Source organism: Malacoplasma iowae (assembly GCF_900660615.1).
Lineage (GTDB): Bacteria > Bacillota_I > Bacilli_A > Mycoplasmatales > Mycoplasmoidaceae > Malacoplasma > Malacoplasma iowae.
Window position 1 is genome coordinate 449,284 of sequence record NZ_LR215023.1, and the last position, 20,241, is coordinate 469,524.

The 20,241-nt window shown below is 23.9% G+C and carries 24 protein-coding genes and 1 other annotated feature; of the genes, 17 read left to right on the top strand and 7 right to left on the bottom strand.

What is annotated here, in order from left to right; translation table 4 throughout:
- The first annotated feature begins 128 nt into the window (after positions 1-128).
- From EXC57_RS01820 to EXC57_RS01830, 3 genes are all read left to right on the top strand, one after another.
- Positions 129-431: a PTS sugar transporter subunit IIB gene (locus EXC57_RS01820; RefSeq protein WP_004024588.1), complete on the top strand. Its 303-nt coding sequence runs from the start codon at positions 129-131 to the stop codon at positions 429-431.
- A gap of 76 nt (positions 432-507) precedes the next feature.
- Positions 508-2,001: a glycoside hydrolase family 1 protein gene (locus EXC57_RS01825; RefSeq protein ID WP_004024587.1), complete on the top strand. Its 1,494-nt coding sequence runs from the start codon at positions 508-510 to the stop codon at positions 1,999-2,001.
- A gap of 7 nt (positions 2,002-2,008) precedes the next feature.
- Entirely contained in the window at positions 2,009-2,335 is a 327-nt protein-coding gene (locus tag EXC57_RS01830; protein WP_004024586.1) for a PTS lactose/cellobiose transporter subunit IIA, read from the top strand.
- A 233-nt stretch (positions 2,336-2,568) separates the two neighbouring features.
- Here EXC57_RS01830 and EXC57_RS01835 read toward each other — a convergent pair whose 3' ends face one another.
- The gene (locus tag EXC57_RS01835) at positions 2,569-3,543 is read right to left on the bottom strand and encodes an IS30 family transposase (protein WP_129692495.1); all 975 of its coding nucleotides are present in this window, start codon (positions 3,541-3,543) and stop codon (positions 2,569-2,571) included.
- A gap of 151 nt (positions 3,544-3,694) precedes the next feature.
- Positions 3,695-4,501, bottom strand: a complete 807-nt coding sequence (locus EXC57_RS01840; protein ID WP_004024970.1) for a BadF/BadG/BcrA/BcrD ATPase family protein — start codon at positions 4,499-4,501, stop codon at positions 3,695-3,697.
- A gap of 332 nt (positions 4,502-4,833) precedes the next feature.
- Here EXC57_RS01840 and EXC57_RS01845 point away from each other — a divergent pair, with 332 nt between their 5' ends.
- Positions 4,834-6,252: a glycoside hydrolase family 1 protein gene (locus tag EXC57_RS01845; protein ID WP_040538239.1), complete on the top strand. Its 1,419-nt coding sequence runs from the start codon at positions 4,834-4,836 to the stop codon at positions 6,250-6,252.
- Between the two features lies 1 nt (position 6,253).
- Here the strand turns inward: EXC57_RS01845 and EXC57_RS01850 are convergent, their stop codons facing one another.
- Positions 6,254-6,499 carry a hypothetical protein gene (locus tag EXC57_RS01850; protein WP_004024968.1) on the bottom strand — a complete coding sequence of 82 codons (246 nt, stop codon included), beginning with the start codon at positions 6,497-6,499 and terminating at the stop codon, positions 6,254-6,256.
- A gap of 383 nt (positions 6,500-6,882) precedes the next feature.
- Between EXC57_RS01850 and EXC57_RS01855 the strand changes: the two genes are divergently transcribed.
- Positions 6,883-7,749: a hypothetical protein gene (locus EXC57_RS01855; RefSeq protein ID WP_004024967.1), complete on the top strand. Its 867-nt coding sequence runs from the start codon at positions 6,883-6,885 to the stop codon at positions 7,747-7,749.
- Positions 7,750-7,956: 207 nt separating this feature from the next.
- Here the strand turns inward: EXC57_RS01855 and EXC57_RS01860 are convergent, their stop codons facing one another.
- The 3 genes from EXC57_RS01860 to EXC57_RS01870 form a co-directional block, all read right to left on the bottom strand.
- Positions 7,957-8,823, bottom strand: coding sequence for a thymidylate synthase (locus EXC57_RS01860; RefSeq protein WP_004024966.1), 867 nt, complete (start codon positions 8,821-8,823; stop codon positions 7,957-7,959).
- Positions 8,824-8,825: 2 nt separating this feature from the next.
- The gene (locus EXC57_RS01865) at positions 8,826-9,674 is read right to left on the bottom strand and encodes a bifunctional 5,10-methylenetetrahydrofolate dehydrogenase/5,10-methenyltetrahydrofolate cyclohydrolase (RefSeq protein WP_004024965.1); all 849 of its coding nucleotides are present in this window, start codon (positions 9,672-9,674) and stop codon (positions 8,826-8,828) included.
- 148 nt (positions 9,675-9,822) lie between these two features.
- A complete protein-coding gene (locus tag EXC57_RS01870) occupies positions 9,823-10,149 on the bottom strand; it encodes a hypothetical protein (RefSeq protein ID WP_004024964.1) in 327 nt (108 codons plus the stop codon).
- 173 nt (positions 10,150-10,322) lie between these two features.
- Positions 10,323-10,398, top strand: a sequence feature (ribosomal protein L21 leader region).
- A gap of 17 nt (positions 10,399-10,415) precedes the next feature.
- Here EXC57_RS01870 and rplU point away from each other — a divergent pair.
- The 10 genes from rplU (at position 10,416) to EXC57_RS01920 (ending at position 17,016) form a co-directional block, all read left to right on the top strand.
- Positions 10,416-10,718 (top strand): 50S ribosomal protein L21, encoded by a 303-nt coding sequence (gene rplU / locus EXC57_RS01875; RefSeq protein WP_004024963.1) that lies wholly within the window; start codon positions 10,416-10,418, stop codon positions 10,716-10,718.
- 5 nt (positions 10,719-10,723) lie between these two features.
- Positions 10,724-11,026, top strand: coding sequence for a ribosomal-processing cysteine protease Prp (locus EXC57_RS01880; RefSeq protein ID WP_004024962.1), 303 nt, complete (start codon positions 10,724-10,726; stop codon positions 11,024-11,026).
- A gap of 9 nt (positions 11,027-11,035) precedes the next feature.
- The gene (rpmA, locus tag EXC57_RS01885) at positions 11,036-11,338 is read left to right on the top strand and encodes a 50S ribosomal protein L27 (protein WP_004024961.1); all 303 of its coding nucleotides are present in this window, start codon (positions 11,036-11,038) and stop codon (positions 11,336-11,338) included.
- A 184-nt stretch (positions 11,339-11,522) separates the two neighbouring features.
- On the top strand, positions 11,523-11,963 hold the full coding sequence (locus tag EXC57_RS01890) for a PTS sugar transporter subunit IIA (protein WP_004024960.1): 441 nt from the start codon (positions 11,523-11,525) through the stop codon (positions 11,961-11,963).
- 3 nt (positions 11,964-11,966) lie between these two features.
- Positions 11,967-12,245, top strand: coding sequence for a PTS sugar transporter subunit IIB (locus EXC57_RS01895; protein WP_004024959.1), 279 nt, complete (start codon positions 11,967-11,969; stop codon positions 12,243-12,245).
- Between the two features lie 2 nt (positions 12,246-12,247).
- Positions 12,248-13,924, top strand: coding sequence for a PTS ascorbate transporter subunit IIC (locus EXC57_RS01900; protein WP_129692551.1), 1,677 nt, complete (start codon positions 12,248-12,250; stop codon positions 13,922-13,924).
- Between the two features lie 58 nt (positions 13,925-13,982).
- Positions 13,983-14,687, top strand: a complete 705-nt coding sequence (locus EXC57_RS01905) for a hypothetical protein (protein ID WP_004024971.1) — start codon at positions 13,983-13,985, stop codon at positions 14,685-14,687.
- On the top strand, positions 14,669-15,328 hold the full coding sequence (locus EXC57_RS01910; RefSeq protein ID WP_004024972.1) for a beta/alpha barrel domain-containing protein: 660 nt from the start codon (positions 14,669-14,671) through the stop codon (positions 15,326-15,328). Before EXC57_RS01905 ends, EXC57_RS01910 begins: the two co-directional genes overlap by 19 nt.
- An 86-nt stretch (positions 15,329-15,414) precedes the next feature.
- A complete protein-coding gene (locus EXC57_RS01915) occupies positions 15,415-15,777 on the top strand; it encodes a hypothetical protein (RefSeq protein WP_004024973.1) in 363 nt (120 codons plus the stop codon).
- A gap of 153 nt (positions 15,778-15,930) precedes the next feature.
- Positions 15,931-17,016 carry a hypothetical protein gene (locus EXC57_RS01920; protein ID WP_129692552.1) on the top strand — a complete coding sequence of 362 codons (1,086 nt, stop codon included), beginning with the start codon at positions 15,931-15,933 and terminating at the stop codon, positions 17,014-17,016.
- A gap of 66 nt (positions 17,017-17,082) precedes the next feature.
- Here the strand turns inward: EXC57_RS01920 and EXC57_RS01925 are convergent, their stop codons facing one another.
- Positions 17,083-18,186 carry an aminoglycoside phosphotransferase family protein gene (locus EXC57_RS01925; RefSeq protein ID WP_004024975.1) on the bottom strand — a complete coding sequence of 368 codons (1,104 nt, stop codon included), beginning with the start codon at positions 18,184-18,186 and terminating at the stop codon, positions 17,083-17,085.
- Between the two features lie 88 nt (positions 18,187-18,274).
- Here EXC57_RS01925 and EXC57_RS01930 point away from each other — a divergent pair, with 88 nt between their 5' ends.
- Entirely contained in the window at positions 18,275-19,144 is an 870-nt protein-coding gene (locus EXC57_RS01930) for an aldo/keto reductase family protein (RefSeq protein ID WP_051790267.1), read from the top strand.
- Positions 19,145-19,613: 469 nt separating this feature from the next.
- Positions 19,614-20,222, top strand: coding sequence for a 30S ribosomal protein S4 (rpsD, locus tag EXC57_RS01935; RefSeq protein ID WP_004024977.1), 609 nt, complete (start codon positions 19,614-19,616; stop codon positions 20,220-20,222).
- Positions 20,223-20,241 lie beyond the last annotated feature (19 nt).

Genomic DNA, 20,241 nt, shown 5'->3' on the forward strand with positions numbered 1-20,241 from the left:
TTTTATATTTCATAAAAATTGGAATGTTTTCAACTACTTTAAATGATTTATATTAATTGGAATAATATTAGGAATTTGTTTTATAATCGCAGGTATTTTGATTTATATTATTAAATAAGGAGATTTATATGATAAAAATTTTATTAGCATGTTCAGCAGGTATGTCTACATCATTGTTAGAAAAAGCAATGAAAGATCATGCTGCTAATATTGGAATTGAATGTGAAATTATTGCGCAAGGTTCTGAAACAGCAAGACAAGTTATTAAAAATTATGACATTTGTTTATTAGGACCACAAGTAAGATTTATGGAGTCTCAGTTTAAAAGTGAAGCTGGTGATGTTCCAATTGTTGTTATTCCACCACAAATATATGCATTAGCTGATGGTGAACAATGTTTAAAATTAGCAATGGACAACATTAAAAAATAATAATATTTTTAAATTAAGGTTTGCCTTAATTTTTTTATTTTTTAAATTTAACTTTATTTTAATTTGGAGGTTATGTATGAATAAAAAATTTATATGATCAGTATCATCATGTGCTTTTCAAATAGAGGGAGGAAGAAATCTTGGTGGTAGAACTGATTCTATTTGGGATGAATTTACAAAAAGAAATTATTATATACCAGCAGTTGGTAAAGCAGAAAGAGAAATTAATTCTATAGAAAATGCAGCTGATTTTTATCATAAATATAAAACTGATGCAAAAATAATGAATAATGCTGGCATAAATGGTTTTGTTTATAATATGGACTGAAATAGAATATTTCCCAAAAATTCTGAGTACATAAATGAAGAAGGTTTGAAATGACATATTGATATGTTTGAAGAAATGGTAAAAAACAATATAAAACCAATACCTATACTTTTTCATTGAGATACACCATTATGAGCACAAATTCAGGGTGGATGAGAAAATCCAAAAATTATTGATTGATTTAGAAATTATGCAAAAGTTGTTTTTGAACATTTGGGTAAATATACAGATTTATGATTTGTTAATGATGAAAATTCCACATTTACATTACTTGGATATTTAGATGACTATTTACCACCACAAAGAAAAGATAAAAATGCATTTGTTAAATCGATTCATTATTTAAATCTTGCAACAGCTGCTGTTAAAAAAGAATTCATTTTAGCAAAAGAAAAAGGCTATATTAAAAATGATGCTTTATTAGGAATAGTGCATGATTGAAGCCCGCCAATTCCATATGATAAAAATGATAATAATGATATTCAAGCAATTGAATATTATAACAAATGATTTTTAAATTTTTGATTAGACCCAAACATGTTGGGAAAATACCCAGATGAATTTTATCAATGAATTAAAGAAAATAATTTGAAATTTGTTATAAAAGATTCTGAACTAGATTTTTTAAAAAAATACACTTTAGATTTCATAGGATGAAACTACTATAGACCATGTTACATATCAGATCCAAATAAGAAAATTGACCCATCATTATTAAAGAAACCATCAGAGTCATTTTTTGTAGATAAGTTTAAGTTAGTTTACCCATCAAATGGTGTTAGATATACTGACTGAAAATGGATTATTGATAGTTCACAACTTACTGTAGGAGCAAGAAAAATTGCTGAACGTTATAATAATGTTCCACTAATGATAGTTGAAAATGGAATGGGTGCTTTTGATGATAAATCAAAAGAGATGATTATTGATGATTATAGAATTAATTATTTAAAAGAACATATTGAGCAAGTTTTAATTTCTAAAAAAGAAGGAATTAATTTTATTGGTTATTCTTTATGAACTTATTGTGATATATTTTCACCTTCAGGGGGATATAGAAAAGATTATGGTTTAATATCTGTAGATTTTAATTCTAAAAACAAAACAAGAACTCCAAAACTTAGTTATGTTTGATACAAACAAGTTATTAATTCAAATGGTGAAAATTTAACTTTTGATATTGAAAAATTAAAAAATGATTTAAGTAAAGAAATAGATAAATGAGATTTTAAAATGAGGTAAATATAATATGAGTTTTACATATGAAAAATTAGCAGAAGTTGCATTTCAAATTATAACTTTTACAGGAGAAGCAAAATCGTTTGCTATGTTAGCAATTTATGCTGCTAAGGACAAGAAATTTGAAGAAGCAAAAGAAAATATAAAGAAAGCAAATGAAAACATTAATAAAGCAAGTGAACAACATTTTGATTTAATTCAAAAAGAAGCATCAGGAGAAACAATAAATGTACCACTAATATTAATGCACGCTGAAGATCAACTATTATCTACACAAACATTGATATTAATGGCTGAAGAGATGATAGATTTACATAAGAAATTAGATGAAAAGTAATTGTTTAAAAATTGAATTACAAAAAAGTTTATATTTTAAAAAAATAACTTTAATAAAAACTCAACAACAACAAAAAATCACCAATTATCAGGTGATTTTTTTGTTTGTTAAATTATATTTAATAACTTTATATAAGTTATTAAATATAATTCCCTAACTGACATGTGAAGTGCAACACTTCAATGTTACATTAAACTCTCGACTTTGAAATATAAGTTGAGAGTTTTTTTGTTTTAAATATTTTCTTGATACATTTGGTAAGCTGTTTTATAACCAAACATTTTTCTTGGGATGTTGTTTACTTTTCATTCAAGAGTTTTTATTTTATCTTCACTTACTAAACTGAAGTCAGTTCCTTTTTTATATCATCTTCTAACTATCCCATTTATGTTCTCGTTGGACCCTCTTTGGAATGAAGAATAAGGTTGGCAATAATAAACTTTAAAGTTGAATTGTTTTGCAGTTATTCCCATCATTTGAAACTCTAACCCATTATCAACAGTGATGCTTTTTATTGGGAGTTTTTCATCTCGAATAATTGTATACATTTTAGCCATCATTGATCTAGCGTTCTTCCCTTTTATTTTTCTAATAATTGCCAACCTTGTTTTTCTTTCCACTAATGTCAATAAGTGGTAATAACCACTTTGCCTTTTACTAACTATTAGATCAGCTTCTCAATGTCCAAATTCTTTTCTATTGTTTATCTTTTCTGGTCTTAGACTATAAGGAATGCAGTATTTTCCATCAATTTTAGAAAATATACCTATTTTTCTTCTTTTTCCTTTAACATATTTTCTTCTTAAACAATCTCTTCTTTGTATCTTTCAAATCTTGCTATTGATTCATCTAAATACTTGCCTAGCACTTGGAACTTTAACTAACGGATAGTTTTCTTTTATTCAAAAAATTGTAGCTTCTACACCATGAGATTTAGGATTAAATTTTTGAATAAAAAGATCTGTGAAGTTTTTGTACTTCAACATAAAAAACATATGACAATTTGATTTTCTTCTAATGTATTTTTTGTGAGCAGTTGATGAATAATAAATCCCTGTTGAAGATGTGTTTCTTTTTAATTCTCTTGATATTGTTGATTTGTTTTTATTTAAGATTTTTGCAATCTTATTCATAGAATATTTTTCTTTATTTCAAAGAAAATAAATTAAGCATCTTTCTTCTTTTGTTAAATGTTTATAAGTTTTCATAAGCACTCCTAATATTCATTATCTTTTTATTAGTGAACACTTACAAACAAAACAAATGAAGTGCACACTCTTTTTTGAGTGTTGCACTTCACATGTCAATCGAGCAATTATATTTAATAACTTTATATAAGTTATTAAATATAATTTAAGTTTAATATTGGATTAAATGTTCAAAATCAATAAACCTTTTTGAACTGTTGGGAAGATACTTATCTAAAAATTCTTTAACATGATTGTTTTTTAATAAAACAGAACCTGTGAAAATAAAATTTTCAGTTTTTAAAAAAGAAATATAATCCAACACTTCTTTAATACAAGGAATAATAAAATTATCTATTGTATTATCATCTTGTTTAGAAATTCAATTTGTAACCTTAGTTACATTTTTTACATCATTTATTAATGAAATATAATCTCTTATACTTTTAAGTTCAAAGTCTTGCAAAAACTTTTTGTAAATATCTACATGATTTTCTGTATCTTCACACATGGTTAAAAATTTTAAAAAATTTATCCCTATATAATAACCACTTCCTATATCTCCAACAACTCTCCCCCAACCTAAAAGTGATTTAAAAGAATTGTTTTTAAAATTAACACAAGCTGTTCCAGTACCTAAATTTAATAAAGTAAAATCTATATTAAATTTTCTAGAACATAAAATAGCAAACATTTCTACATCGTTAAAAATTTCAATTTCTCTATTTGTTTTTGTTTTTAAGTCTTTTAATATAATATCTATTTTGTCTTTAACATATTCAGAACCAGCCAACCCAAACATAGCCTTATCAAAATTATTTTTATGATCTTCTATGATTTTATAAATTGTTTTTATTGATTCATCATAATTGGTATTTACATTTGATTGATTATATAGCTCTTTTTTTATAATCTTGTTATTTTCAACTAGATAAACAGCGGTTTTTGTTCCTCCACCATCAACATATAATATTTTCATTTTTATTCCTTATTATTTCTATTATTTAAATTATATTTAAAAAGTAGATTTTGGTTACCTTTAATTATTTAAATAAAAAGTTCAATTTAACTATGTTTAAATTCATTTAATGTTATAGAACTTTATAATGGTTTTTTTGATTGATATATTTTTTTTGTTTATAAAAATTTGTTTATAAAAAATTAATGTGTTAAATCAAATAATTTTAAAGATATGGTTGATTTTTAAACTATAAAATTCTAATCTTGTTTCTAAAAAAAGCATTTTGAATAAAAGAAAAAAATAATGTTAAAAATAATGTAGATACATTTTTAAAAATTAAGGATGTAAATATGAAAATTAAGTTTAGTAAAAATTTTTGATGAGGAACAGCTACAAGTGGACCACAAAGTGAAGGTTCTTTTAATAAACAAAATATTAATATTATGGAGGAATGATACAGAACTTCTCCTAATGATTTTCATAATTTTATTGGACCTTATACAGCATCTAATGTTTATTATCAATATAAAGAAGATGTAGAAATGATGAGTAATTTAAAATTAAATAGTTTTAGAACATCTATACAATGAACAAGATTAATTAAAAATTTGCATACAAATGAAGTAGATGATGATGCAGTAAAATTTTATAGAGATTATTTTTCAAAATTAAAAAGTAAAAATATTATAACTATTGTAAATTTATTTCATTTTGATATGCCAAAAATTTTTCAAGATATAGGTGGTTTTGAAAATGAATATGTTATTGAAAAATATAAAGAATATGCTGAATTGTGTTTTGAAATTTTTGGCGATATTGTAGATTATTGATGTACATTTAATGAACCTGTTGTTCCTATAGAAGCATGTTATTTATATCAATGATATTATCCAAAGATTGTTGATTTTAAAAGAGCTATACAAGCAGCATATGGAACTATATTAGCTCATTCAAAAGCAGTTGAAAGTTTTAGAAAAATTTTTAAAAATGATAAAAATAAAAAAATATGTATTATTTTAAACCTTACTCCAACATATCCAAAAGATGGAAAAACATTCACAAAAGAAGATAAAGAATCCGCTGAAATAAGAGATATGTTTTTTAATAAAGTTTTTTTAGATCCAGTTGTTGGTAAAGGATTTCCAAAAAAAATTATTGAACTTTTAAAAGAACATGATTTATTACCAAAATATAAAATTAATGACATTAATATAATTAAAAATAATAGAATTGACTTTTTGGGAGTAAATTATTATCAACCAGCTAGAGTTCAAAAAAGAGAGAGTAAATACTTATGTAAGTATTTAATGCCAGAATATTGATTTGAATATTTTGATTGAAAAAATAAAAGAGTTAATCCTTATAGAGGTTGAGAAATATATCCTAAAACTATTTATGACATAGGGATGCTAATAAAAAATGAATATGGAAACATACCTTGATTTATTTCTGAAAATGGAATGGGCGTTGAAGGAGAAATTAAATATAAAAATGATTCAATGATAAATGATGATTATCGTATAGACTTTATTAAAGAACACTTATATTGATTAAATAAAGCAATAGAAAACGGATCAAATTGCTTTGGTTACCATCTGTGAACATTTATTGATTGTTGAAGTTGAGCTAACTCATATAAGAATAGATATGGATTAGTTGAACTTGACTTAATAACACAAAAAAGAACAATAAAAAAATCTGGTTGATGATTAAAATCTATTATTGAAAATGGAAATGAAATAGAAATCGATGATAACTTAATAAAATAAGTTATCATTTTATTTTTTCTATTATGGTGTCATATTCATCTTTTTGTTTTTCATATATTTTATCAAATAGATAATTACATATTATTAGTAATATTACCATTGAATCACTTGGTAATTCTTTGCTATCCATCCTGAAGTTATCTATGCAATTTCCAGCTAGAACATAATCATAGTCATAATTGTTTTTAATTAATTGATTTGTGGTTATGATAATTGATTCTGCATTAGGACACACATTTTTGAACATACTAATTTTTTGTGTAGCGATTCATTTATCATTGTTGAAGATAAAACTATAAAAAGAAGATAAAACTATAAAAAGAATGTTTTAGTAATATATAGATTAAAACCATTTGAAATTATTGTTATAGAATTTCTATTTTATATAGAGTTTCAATTGTTTTCTTTATTCTACTTTTATTATTGATTTTTGAATATGTGTTTTTTATAGTTTGAATTAAATGTTTTCTTAAAATTGTATTTTATTAAAAAAAGTAACATTATTTTTTAAATTAGAAAATAAATACATTTTAAAATATTTGAATCAATTGAAACCATTTTTTGAAAATATTCTGTTTACAATATATAAAAAATATATGATGATTATTATAAATGTTAACTTGGGATTATATGGAAAAAATAGAAATAAAATCTAGTCAAATTTTTGATGCTATAAAAAAGTTTCTACCAATTTATTTAAAATATATAAAATATTTTACTTTGTTATTTATAACCATGTTTGTTTGTCTTGGTTTAACATCTTCTATAATTTATTTAATTAATTGTAATCAATCTTGGAATGCTGTTGTTTTAAATCCTAATACTAACAATGGAAATATAATTATTAATAGACAAAACTATTATGATTTCAATCATTGGTTGTTTACAAATAAAAATGCTGTTTATATTGCATTTGTTGCTTCTTTTTTTGGTTTTGCAACTTGTTTAAGTTTGGTTGCTGAAGTTATTTTAATGATTAAAGATAATAAAGTTGTTAAATGAAAATTATATGTATATTTTTTTGTATTTATATTATTTTTTGTTTCATCTTTTATGATGTCATATGGATTTAACAACTCAAATATACCTATAGGTATTGAAAACAATTTAATTAAAACACAAGGTCCGTTAATGGATACTCAAGTAATTAAGGTTACAGAAAGTAAAGTTCCTTGAACTAAAATTGAATTACCTGGATCAAGTAGCGAAAATACAATGTCACAAATTAATATTTCTATAGGAGATAATCCAGAAAAAGGAAACTATATACCATATTTGGTTTCAACAATATCAATATCTGTTTTAGGAAATATTTTATATTTAGTTAATAAAATTTTAAGAAAATTAAATATTAAAATCATATGAGATGGTTTTAAAAATAAAGGTGAAAATGATAAAGTAAATGAAATTAGTGATTCTAAATTAAATAATGATATGGACAATATTGTTAAATTAGACAAAGTAGATACAAATAATGAAGGTTCTAAAAATGATTAGAGAATTGTCAAACAAAGATTTTTATTATGCAGTTTTTTGTAATTTAAATTTCATTGTTATATAAATTACTTTTTAAATTTATTTTTATATTTGAAAATACTACTTTTTTTAAATTGATTAAATTTATTTATAAATTAAAGTAACAATACTAAAGTTATACAGATTAAAAAATGCACATTCTATTAATGTGCATTTTATTATTTATATTTATACAGCAACTTTAGCTTCTATTTTTTCATGTGGTTGATAATCTATTAGTTGTATGTCATCAAATTTAAAATCTAATATATTTTTAATATTAGGATTAAGTTTTAATGTTGGTAATTTTTTAGGTCTTCTTTTTAACTGAATTTTAACTTGATCAATATGGTTTTCATAAATGTGAGCATCGCCTATAGTATGTATAAATTCATGTGGTTCTAAGTTTGTCACTTGAGCAACCATATATGTTAATAATGCATATGATGCTATGTTAAATGGAACACCAAGAAATAAATCAGCACTTCTTTGATATAATTGGCAAGACAATTTATTACCATTTACATAAAATTGATAAAAGCAATGACATGGTGGTAATGCCATATTATTTATCTCTTTTGGGTTTCATGAAGACACTATTATTCTTCTACTTCTAGGGTTATTTTTTAAATCATTAATTGCATTAATAAGTTGATCAACTCCATCAAAATTTCTTCATTGTTTTCCATATACTGGACCAAGATTTCCTCATTTTTTTGCAAAATCCTCATTTGTTTTAATTTTTTTTGCAAATTCTTCAATAGTTTCATTTTTATATTCTTTTGAATTTTTAAATTTTTCATATGGTCATTCATTTCATATTCTGACATTATTATCCACAAGGTATTTGATATTTGTGTCACCTTTTATAAACCATAAAAGTTCATGAACAATTGCTTTAAAATAGACTTTTTTTGTTGTTAATAAAGGAAATGATTTTGAAATATCATATCTTGTTTGAGTACCAAAATAAGAAATTGTATTTATATTTGTTCTATTTTCTATAAGTTCACCTTTTTTTAAAACTGTTTTCAATAATTTCAAATATTGCTTCACTTTTATTCACCTACTTGTTGTTTAATTAAATCAATTAAATTTTTAAAAACATTAATAACTGTTAGTTTACCAATACCATTTGGAACAGGAGTAATATAACTTACATAATTTTTAAGTTGATCAAAATTTGCATCACCATAAACTTTTTTATTTTCAACATTTATTCCAACATCAATAACAAAGGCTTTTTTGCTAACCATTGATTTATTAATAAAGTTTCTTTTTCCAACAGCTGTTATTATTACATCTGCTTTTTTTGTTATTTTGCTTAATTTTTCAGTTTTTGAATGACAAATTGTAACAGTAGCATTTTTTGATAATAATAAATTTATTAATGGTTTACCAACAATATTGCTTCTATTTATAATAACTACATTCTTGCCTGTTAAATCATAATTAACACTATCAATTACATTAATAACACCTCTTGCTGTACAAGGTGCAACAATACTGTTTTTTGAATTTAATCAAAAAGAACCAACAGTATCAAAACATAACCCATCAACATCTTTAGAACTTGATATATATTTATATATATTGTTTACATCCAATTCTTTGTATATTGGAAGTTGCACAAGAATACCATGAGTATTTTTGTCATTATTATACTTTTTGATGATTTCTATAAAATCTTTATTATTTTTTTTATCAAATTTTTCAACTATTACATCAACACCTATTTCTTTGCCTTTTTTAACTTTGTTATTTATGTATTTTTCACTTGCTAAATCATCATTGGCTCTAATGATGACAAGTTTTGGTTTTATTTTTTTATTTTCTTTTAAATAAATTATTTCATTTTTTAATTGTTCTTCAATTTCAGAAGATATTTTTATACAATCAATAACCATAAAACCACCTTTTCAAATTAAGTTAATTTAAACATAATTTTTTATCATCTCTTAAAGAATATAATTTTAATTATTAATTATTTATATAAAAAAACACCAAAATGAATTTATCACTTTGATGTTTTAAGTTTTTATTATGATAAGAATTTTATTCTTTATTTTTTTTATTTAATTTTGAGTAAATAAATAATAAAGTTGGAATTGCTACTAATACTGTTGATATACCAAATGATCATTTATAAAAAGTTTGGTGATCTTTAGCTTTGTCAATCACATCCCCAAAAGAGTTAGGAAGAGTTTGAACAAAGAAAGTATATAATGAACCAAAAATTGGAACACCTTGAATAGTTGATTGGAAACTAGATGGTGCTCATAAAGCTACACCGTAACTAAAAGCTGCAGAAAGTATCAACAAAAAACCTATTATTACAAATAAATAGTTAAAACCCTTTAATACAGTAAATTTACCTTTCATATTTCCTCCGAATAGTAAAATTATTATATCATTATTAGAAATTTAAATAAATATCATAAAAATAAATTAACTTCAATAAGATAGTAAATATAAAATATTGATTTTGCATTAATGAAAAACAAAATTAATATATTTAATAATTATGATATCATTAATATGCTGTATATCAAACTATGCAGCTTCAACCGCACTTATAGGTTTTTTAAACATACTTTGTATGTACCAATTGAGGCGAGTCTAAGTATAACATAGGAGGATATAAATATATGTTTGCAATTTTTGAAACTGGAAGTAAACAATACAGAGTCAAAAAGGGTGATGTTATTTATGTTGAAAAATTAGATGCTAAAGAAGGACAAACTATGTCTTTTGATAAAGTTCTAATGGTTGATTCTAAAGTAGGTTCTCCATTTGTTAAAAATGCAACTGTAAGTTGTAAAGTTATTAAACAAGGAAAACAAAAAAAGATAAGAATCATTAAACATAAAAGATACTCACGTTATTTAAAAAGACAAGGTCATAGACAACCATATACAAAACTTGAAGTAACAAGTATTAGTGTTAAATAGTTAAAATGATTAACATTGATTTTTATAAAGATGGTTTTCAAGTAAGAAACCATTCTAATTATGATGTTCATAATAGAGACATTGTTTGTGCAGGCGTGAGTGCTGTTGTTTTGGGATCAATCAATTGATTTCAAGAAAAAGATATATTAGATATTGTTGTCGATAATACTATTCCAATAGTTAAGTTAAAAATTAAATTAAATCCTAAAACAATTGCTGGATTAGGATTAATCAAAAACCAATTACAAGAAATTTCACGTTCTTATGCTGATTATGTATCTCTTATCGAACATAATGAAAATATTTAAGGAGCGATTATGAAACCATTAAATTTTAAATTTAATTTGCAGTTTTTTGCTTCTAAAAAAGGGGTTGGTTCAACTAAAAACGGTAGAGACTCTAACCCTAAATATTTAGGAGCTAAAAAAGCTGATGGTGAATTTGCTAAATCTGGTCAAATAATATATAGACAAAGAGGAAATAAAATTCATCCAGGAAAAAATGTTGGAGAAGGTAAAGATAATACTTTATTTGCTAAAGTAGATGGTATTGTTAAATATTCTTCTTTTGGAGATAATAAAAAAAGAGTAAGTGTTGTTGCTGTTAATTCAAGCAAATAACACTTTTTTCTTTTTCTTTTATATTTTTTAATTTTAAAAATAGTAGTGTTATTGTTGATAACTTTAACAAATTACACTTTTTTTCTTCTTATTAATATTTTTTAATTTCAAAAAGGAAATATTAATATTTTTTTATTTTAAAAAGGTGTATATACAAGATATAATATTCGAAGGAGATAAAATAATGAATGATAAAAATATGTTTGTAGAAATGGATTTCATTGTTGCAGATAGTTTGGATTACAAACAAGCTATTGAATTAGGTGTTAAACTTCTTGAAAAAAATAAGAAGGCTACTATCGAACTTAAAGATGCAATACTTGAATCAATAGAAAAAAATGGTCCATATTTTATAGTTTCTCCAAAGTTAGCATTAGCTCATGCTGCTCCTGGTGATTATTGCTTGGAACCATCTATGTCTTTAATAGTTTTTGATAAACCAATTAGTTTTTCAAATGATAAAAAACATGATGTTCAAGTTTTAGTTACTTTATCAGCACCAGATGCTACAAAACATATGGATTTAATTGTTTGGTTTGCCAAGATTTTTGGTAATCAAGAAATTGTTGAAAAATTATGTAATGTTAAATCTATAAATGAAATAAAAACTATATTAGGAGATTAAGAAATGAAAAAGATTGTCACAGTTTGTGGTCAAGGATTAGGTTCTTCATTAATAGTTGAACTAAATGTTAAACAAGCTTTAGAAGAATTAGGCGTTGCTAGTGAATTTGAAGTTACACATGAAAATTTAAATACTTATTCACCAGAAAATTATGACATTGTAATTTGTGGTGAAGATATAGCACCAAGCGTTATGGTTGCTGAAGGTACTGAAAAAGTAGTTTTAGTTAACATAATGGATACAAACGAATTAAAAGAAAAAATTTCTAAGGTTGTTAAATAGAGATGGATTTTGCAAATTTAATTATTAATGCAGCAGAAACAGCCACTCAAGCTACTGCTCAAATATCAGCTGGAGATTTCTTTTTAGGTCTTTTTAAAAGCTTTTTTGGAACTCCAGCAATACTTGTTGGTATTTTCTCGCTGTTAGGATCAATTTTATTAAGAAAAAAATTTACTGAAGTTATTACTTCATTCTTTAAAACAATTGCAGGGTTTTTAATATTAAGTGCAGGTGCTACAGTAATTCAAACACCATTGAATAATTTCCAAGCATTATTCCAAGACTTGTTTAAAGTCTCTGGTACCATTCCAAATAATGATGCGTTTGCAGCTCAATTCTTCACAATAGCAAAAGATGCTGCACAACTTGGAAGTATTGTGATGGTTTTAGCAATTGTTTTAAACCTAATTTTATCTGGTTTTTCAAGATTTAAATATGTATTCTTAAGTGGACATGTTTTATTTTATATGTCAATAATGCTTTCAGCAGTTATGGTTTATTCTAATAATAAAGGTTTTTTAAATTTAGATAACCCTGGAGATTATGTAATTGCATTATTTTCATCAGCCTTTTTAATGGCAACATATATGGTGTTATCAGCTGCAGCGTGTAAAAGATTTGTTCAACAAATAACTGGGCAAAATAATATTTCACTTGCTCATACTGGTTCTTTATCATATATTACAGCTAGTTGAATTGGGGAAGCAGTTTATAAAATAAAAAAAGGTCAAAATATAAAAAGTACTGAAAAAATAAACTTTCCAAAATGATTACAATTTTTTAGAAACACATTCATATCTGTTTCATTAACTATGTTAGTTATTTTCTTAGTTATTTATATTCCAGAAGGTATTATGTACAATACTGGAATTAAACAATTAAGCGAAATATCAGATCAAGGAATTAAAACAACTTTAACTGCGTTATTTAGTAAAGATGCTGGAACTAATTGAGTTATTCAAATGTTTTTAGATGCATTTACATTTGCAGCTGGTGTTGAAATCTTACTATTTGGTGTGAGAATGATTATTGGTGAAATTGTTCCATCATTTAAAGGTATCTCAACTAAATTCATTAAAAATTCACAAGCATCATTAGACTGTCCAATTGTGTTCCCTTATGCACCAAATGCTGTTTTAATAGGTTTTGTTTGTTCATTAGCAGCAGGGTTTATAGGAATGGCTATAAGTATTGGTGTAGCTTCTGTTTCAAGTTTATCTGTAATAATTCCTGGTGTGATTCCACACTTCTTCTTGGGTGCTACAAGTGGTGTTTTTGGAAATGCTAAAGGTGGTATTTGAGGATGTAGTATTGGAGCATTTATAAATGGTTTAATTATTACTTTTGTGCCATGAGTATTTATTGGTGCTGGTTGAACACCTGGTAGTGAGTTATCATGAGGTGATACTGACTTCTTACTAGGGGTAATTCCTGGATTATTAGCTTTAGCTGGTGGAGTTGCTGGTAGAGTTCTTGTTGTGCTTGTTCCAGTTTTAATTTATATTGCTTTAATTATTGATGGTATTGTTAAATGAAGCATTGATAAAAAGAAATCAAGATTAAACACAACTTTAAATGAAGTTGTTATTTCTAGTGATAATTCAAGTAAAAACCAATCAAACGAAAATGATGATGATTCAAAAAAATTAGAACAAGAAAATAATGATTCTAAAAAATAATTAATATTCTAATTAAATACTTTTCAATTATGAAAAGTATTTTTTATAAGGTTAAATTATGTTTGAAAATAAAAATATAGAAATAACAATAATTGTTTTGATATGTGTTGGTACAATTGCATTAATATCAGCAATAGTTTGAACTAAAATAATTAAGAAAAATGATTGAATTGATTGTAATAAGACACTTTTTACTATTAATTTAATAAAGAAAGATATTTCTAAAAATTTCAGTGATAAAGAAAAATATGTATTAATGAGTGATATTTTTTATAGTGATACTGAAACTAATAAAATATGTTTTTTCTATTTAAATAATGTTTTAATTACTTCAAAAAATATTTTTCTTATAACATATGAACTTTCGAGTAGGGGAAGAGAAGTTAGAAAAGTAGCCAATGAATTAAAAGTTATTGACAAGAAAAATAAAGAATTTAACTTTCCAATTGAAATTGATACTGTTTTTAAAAATTTTAAAAATATTAAAAAAAGTCTTGATAATAAAGAAATCAAAATTATTGTTCCATGTAGTTATAAGGATTTTAAATATTATTGTTCAGAAATAAATCCTTCTATACATTTTGTTAATAGCAACAAAATATCTGATACTATTACAGAGATTGAAAACAATTCAGTAGATGTTGTTAATACTGATTTAAATTCGATTAGAAAAAAGATTGCATCACACAATTATCAAAAAAGAATTAAATTACCTTTTGTAAATTTACCGTTAAAGGATACTGTATGGGAAAAAAAGAAATAAAAATAATATCACCAAGTTTGCAAGCATTGCCAAATTTTAATTTTGATTTAGGTTTAAATGAATTAATTAATAGTGAAATAAAAGCTTTGCATATTGATCTAATGGATGCAACTGTAACCCCATCTTTTGGGATTAATCCTAATGTATTATTAAATAAAAAAATTGAAAATTTAATAATAGATTTTCATATTATGTCATCAAACCCAATTAATTTGATTAAAACAATTCCTAATGTTAAAAACTGTTTTGTTCATACACATTTAAGAATGGTTGAAAATTACTTTGATTTTATTAATGAAGCAAAAAGATTTAATTATGATGTTGGTGTAACAATTGATTTAAATGATAATTTAAATGAACTTAAAAGTTTTATATCAGAAATTAAATTTGTGAATTTTATGTCTGTTGTTAACATTGGAAGAACGGGTGAAATGTTTGATGAAAGAGTTTATAAAAAAATAGATGAATTTAAAAATCTTTATGGGAATCAGTTTATTTTTTGTGTGGATGGTTCAATTAGAGAACAACATTTAAAAATACTAAAAAACAAATCTAACTTAATGGTTGTTGGTAGTATTTTATACAAAAGCGAAAACTGAAAAGAAAAAGTATTTGAATTAGAAAAGACTTTAAATAGTTAGTTTACTTTTTAAAGATTAATAGCAAAAAATGAATTTATTTGTTAAAATTCTTAATATCATATAATAAATAATCTAATAGGTTTAGTATGAAGAAAAAATTAGATCTCAAAAACAGAAATATGAATATTGATAAAAAATTTATTGGTATTGTAGTTTTATTATCAGTATTAATAATCGCATTATTAATTACTGGATCAATATTAATAGGTCTTGGACATAAGAACTTTGTTGTATATTCTGAATTAATGTCTTGAGCTAAATTAAATAATTTAGATTTTGCTGAAACACTTAAAATATATAATGCGAATGTGACAAGTTCTAATGAATGAACAAAAGCAAGTATAGATATGTTTGCACCAGGATTAACATTTTTTATATTATCTATTATATTAATAGCTCTAACTACTTGATATGGAATTAATCACAAAAAATCTAATAAAAAATTCTAAACTTCAATCTACTAAGAACCTTTAATTGGGTTCTTTTATTTTTTTGTTAAAATTTATTATTACACCAAATTAACCTTTGGTACTTTTTTATGCATTGTTAAAATGTTATAATTTTAATGTTATATTGAATTTTTAACATTCAGTGAGGTTTTTATGGGAATCTTTAGCAAAAAAAGCAAGCAAGATGAAAATTTAATTGTTGATGATAATTGAATGAGACATGACTATATATTAGTTGATAACAATATCTCACCAAAAGATTTAAAACCATATCAGAGATTAATTGTTCTAAGAAAACCAACAGGAGAACAAAAATGTGTTGTTGATGTCTCTTTGCCATATGAGGAATTAAAAAAATTACAAGCAGAAGTTAACACTAAAGGTTATGCAAATATATTGGATGATCAAATTACAAGAATAATTCCAAGTGAATATGAATATAGTAGATACTTTGATCATAAAATAACAGAAGAAAAAGCAGATAATATTTCTTCTATGTTTTCTTCAACAAGTGATAAAGAGTTTGAAGAAATAAATCAACAAAATTTACCTTTTGATGTTCCCAATGCTTCATTAATTTCTCTAAAAGATAATTCTATTGATATTAGTTTAGTTGATAATAACCCTATAGAATTAGATCCAGAAGTTGATAACATCGATAATGTTGAAATAATTATTCCAAGTGAAGATAGAAATGCTAATTGAGCCGATTTTGGTGATTCTTTTGGTGAATCAACAAATGAACAAATTAATAATGAAGTATCACCAAACGAAAACAATAATGAAATATATTATCAAAATGAACTTACTATTGCTGAAGAAAATTATTATGATGAGAATGGTTATCAACTTGAACAACCTCATGATCCAACTTTTGTAGATGAACAAAACAATCAAGAAAATATAGATTATCAAACAGAAAATGACAATGTTGATAATTATAATGTTCCAGTAAACCCTCAAACTGATTATGTTGATTACAATGATGAAAACCAAGCTTTAACTATTGAAAACAAAGAACAAGAGCAAGTTTATTCTTTCTTTAAAAATAAAGTTGCATTAAGACAATATGAAGAACAAAAAAAAAATGGTCAAAGAAATTATTATTCTTTTTATAAAGTTCCAGAGTCAAATGGTAATCCTGTTAAAAAAGTAATGTTAAACAAAAAAGCAAAGATGTTTGCTTATAGAAGAAAAATTGATAAAAGATTATTAGATATGAAAAGTTCTAGTAAATAATGGATATTTAAAAATAAGTGCTCTACAGTAATTGCAGAGCACTTATTTTTAAATAGATAATGAAAATTATTTTTTTGCAACATTTTTAAGAAATTCTTTAAATGAATCCATCATTTTTTCATCAAGCAAATCATCATCATTGTCATCATACATTTCATCAAAATATTTTATTTTTGAATCATTTTTATTTTCTTTTTTTGGAGTCCCCAATATTTTTTCCAAAGTGTATGGAGAGTTAATGAATTTTTGTCTTTCTTTGCTTAAAACATTCTTTTTATATCAATTTGGAATTATTGATTCAAAATTATTAAATTGATTTAAAACATTTTGAATCATTTCCTTAATTTTAATTTTTGTAGATATAACCTCTTGTTTTGAAGCTCATAAAAATAATGTTATGCAATTATATGCAGCATAATAAGCATATTTTAATCAGAAAGTATCAGGAATTTTTCTATTATAAAAATAACCATCTATGATACCTTGTGCAAATTGTTCACTATAGTAGCTGTTGTATATTTCGTTTTTTGAAAAATCTTGAACATAATCACCAAAATAACATTGATTGTAATCTATTAAGCTGATTTCATCATTATTTTTAATGATGAAATTTTTTATTGAATAGTGTCCATGAAGGAAACATATTTTTTCATCTTTAATTTTTGAATTATTCTTTAATATGAAATCAATAATTATATTGTCATTTTCAAATCTTTTATTTTGATGATAATATTCTATTATTTTTCTAACTGGAAGTTCTTCAACTTGTTTTAATTCTTCATCTCTAATTGGCAAATCATGAATCAATTTTAAAGATCTACCAGCTTTAAATCCAAAAGAGTATTGTTTGTTAGAAGGATAATTTTTAATTTGATCTTCTAATATTTTTCCATCTATTCATTTATATATTGAACATATGTACCTATTTTGATTAAAAACACATAAATCTACAATTTCACTTTTTTCAAACGGTAAATGCTCAATTCTTTTTGCAAACCTAAATTCATTAACCTTGTTATCAAGGTGGATTATAGAATTTATTTTGAATAAATATCTATTCATTTCGCTATCTTTTACAATGTATTTTAGTTCTTTGTTGTTTCCACGACTTATTTTTGAAAAGTTAATAAAATTTATATTTTTGCTTAAATTTGAAAAATTAATACTCATATGACACCTAATATTTTAATTATAATTATTTAAAAATATAGTTAAACAAATATACAATATTTATTATAAATAAATTGGAAATAATTTTATGGATAAAAGTATATTAAATTCAAAAATAGGTTTTGGAACATATCAAATGAGAGATGAAACAGAACTTTTTAATGCAATTATGTGCGCTATAAAAAATAAATATGATTTTATAGACACTGCAACATATTATAAAAATGAAAAATTAATTGGAAAAGTTATAAAGTATGCAAAGAAACACAATTTTAACATTCCATATATTCAAACAAAAATATGAGTTGATAAATTTGACAAAAATATAATTAATGAAGTTAAAAAATCAATTAAAAATTTAAATGTAGATTATTTGGATTCAATACTATTACATAGACCCCATACAAATATGGAATTAAATGTAAAAGCTTGAATTGGATTGATAAAAGCTAAAGAACTAGGATTGGTACATCACATAGGTGTATCAAATTTTGATAGAGATATGATTGAAATTTTATACAATGAAACAGGAGTATACCCTGAAATAAATCAAATAGAACATTCAGCAACATATTGTAGATTAGATAGGTTAAATTACAATAAGAGTATCAATGCTTCAATTCAAGGATGAAGACCTCTTGGATTATTATCAGAAAATTTGGAAAACAAAACATTAAAAGCTATTGCACGTAGACATAAATGTTCAGTAACTGATGTCTTAATTTCTTTCTGTAAGAATTTTAATGTTATTCCTATTGTTAAAAGTTCTAGTTGCGAAAGAATAACAAAAAATAAGAAAAGTTTAAAAATAAAACTTACTAAAAATGAAGTTGAACTTATTTTATTAAAAGTTAATACACATGAACCCACAACTTCAGCTAAAAATGATACCTTTGCAAATTTATCATTAAGCAATTCTTGATATAAAACAAAAAAGACAAAATATAAAATGATTTAATATAATTATTTTTTAAATAAAATTCAAACCCTTATATTGGTGTTATAAAACCATCAATTTGAAATTGTAATTCATATATAATTTACTTCATTTAATGTAAAGTATAATAATTGCTAATTTTATAATAAATTGAATTAAAAAAATTAAATTCGAAAAGTTCAATTCATTTAAAGTTAATTGAAATCAAATGGTAAAAAATGCAGAGATTAAAAAATAACAAAATTATTGATAATTGTATAAGTTGTTTTCACTTTGAATTTCATTTAAATTTAATGTGTTTGTATTATGTATCTTAAATTTTTAATTTTATTGTATAATTATTAAGCACAGTCAGCATAGGTGTATTTATTAAATAAATATAATAACAAAATGTTTTATTAGTAAGTTTTGCTGAAATACTGAAAATATCAATATTATATTTTTTAATTTAGAATACCTAAACTCTGTGTATAGATTTGAGAGGTAATATATGTCAAGATATTTAGGCAGTATTACTAAGAAGTCTAGACGTTATAATTTTTCATTATTAGAAAACGAAAATGAATTTGCTGGTGGTAAGAAAAGAAGATATGCACCAGGTCAACATGGTAATAGAAGAATTAAATTATCAGGTTATGGTGAACAGCTACAAGAAAAACAAAAAATGATGTACTTGTATGGTCTAAATGATAGACAATTCAGAAGAACGTTTAAAATTGCTAAACATATGAAAGGTGCTCTTACTTTAAACCTTTTCATAGTATTAGAAAGTAGATTAGATAATTTAGTGTTTAGAATGGGATTTGCTCCAACAAGAAGAGCAGCTAGACAATTAGTAAACCATGGTCATGTTTTATTAAATGGCAAAAGAGCTGATATCCCTTCAATTATTTGTAAATTAGGTGATGAAATTTCTATTCATGAAAAATCTTGCAAACTTCAAATAGTTGAAGATGGTGCTAAAAACCCTCAATTTAAATTTGTTGATTCTGATTTAAAAACTAAAAAAGGTAAATATACAAGATATCCAGAACGTAGCGAACTTCCAGCAGAAATTAATGAATCTTACGTTGTTGAATGATATAACAGACTTACTTAGTAAAAAAAATATTAGGGTT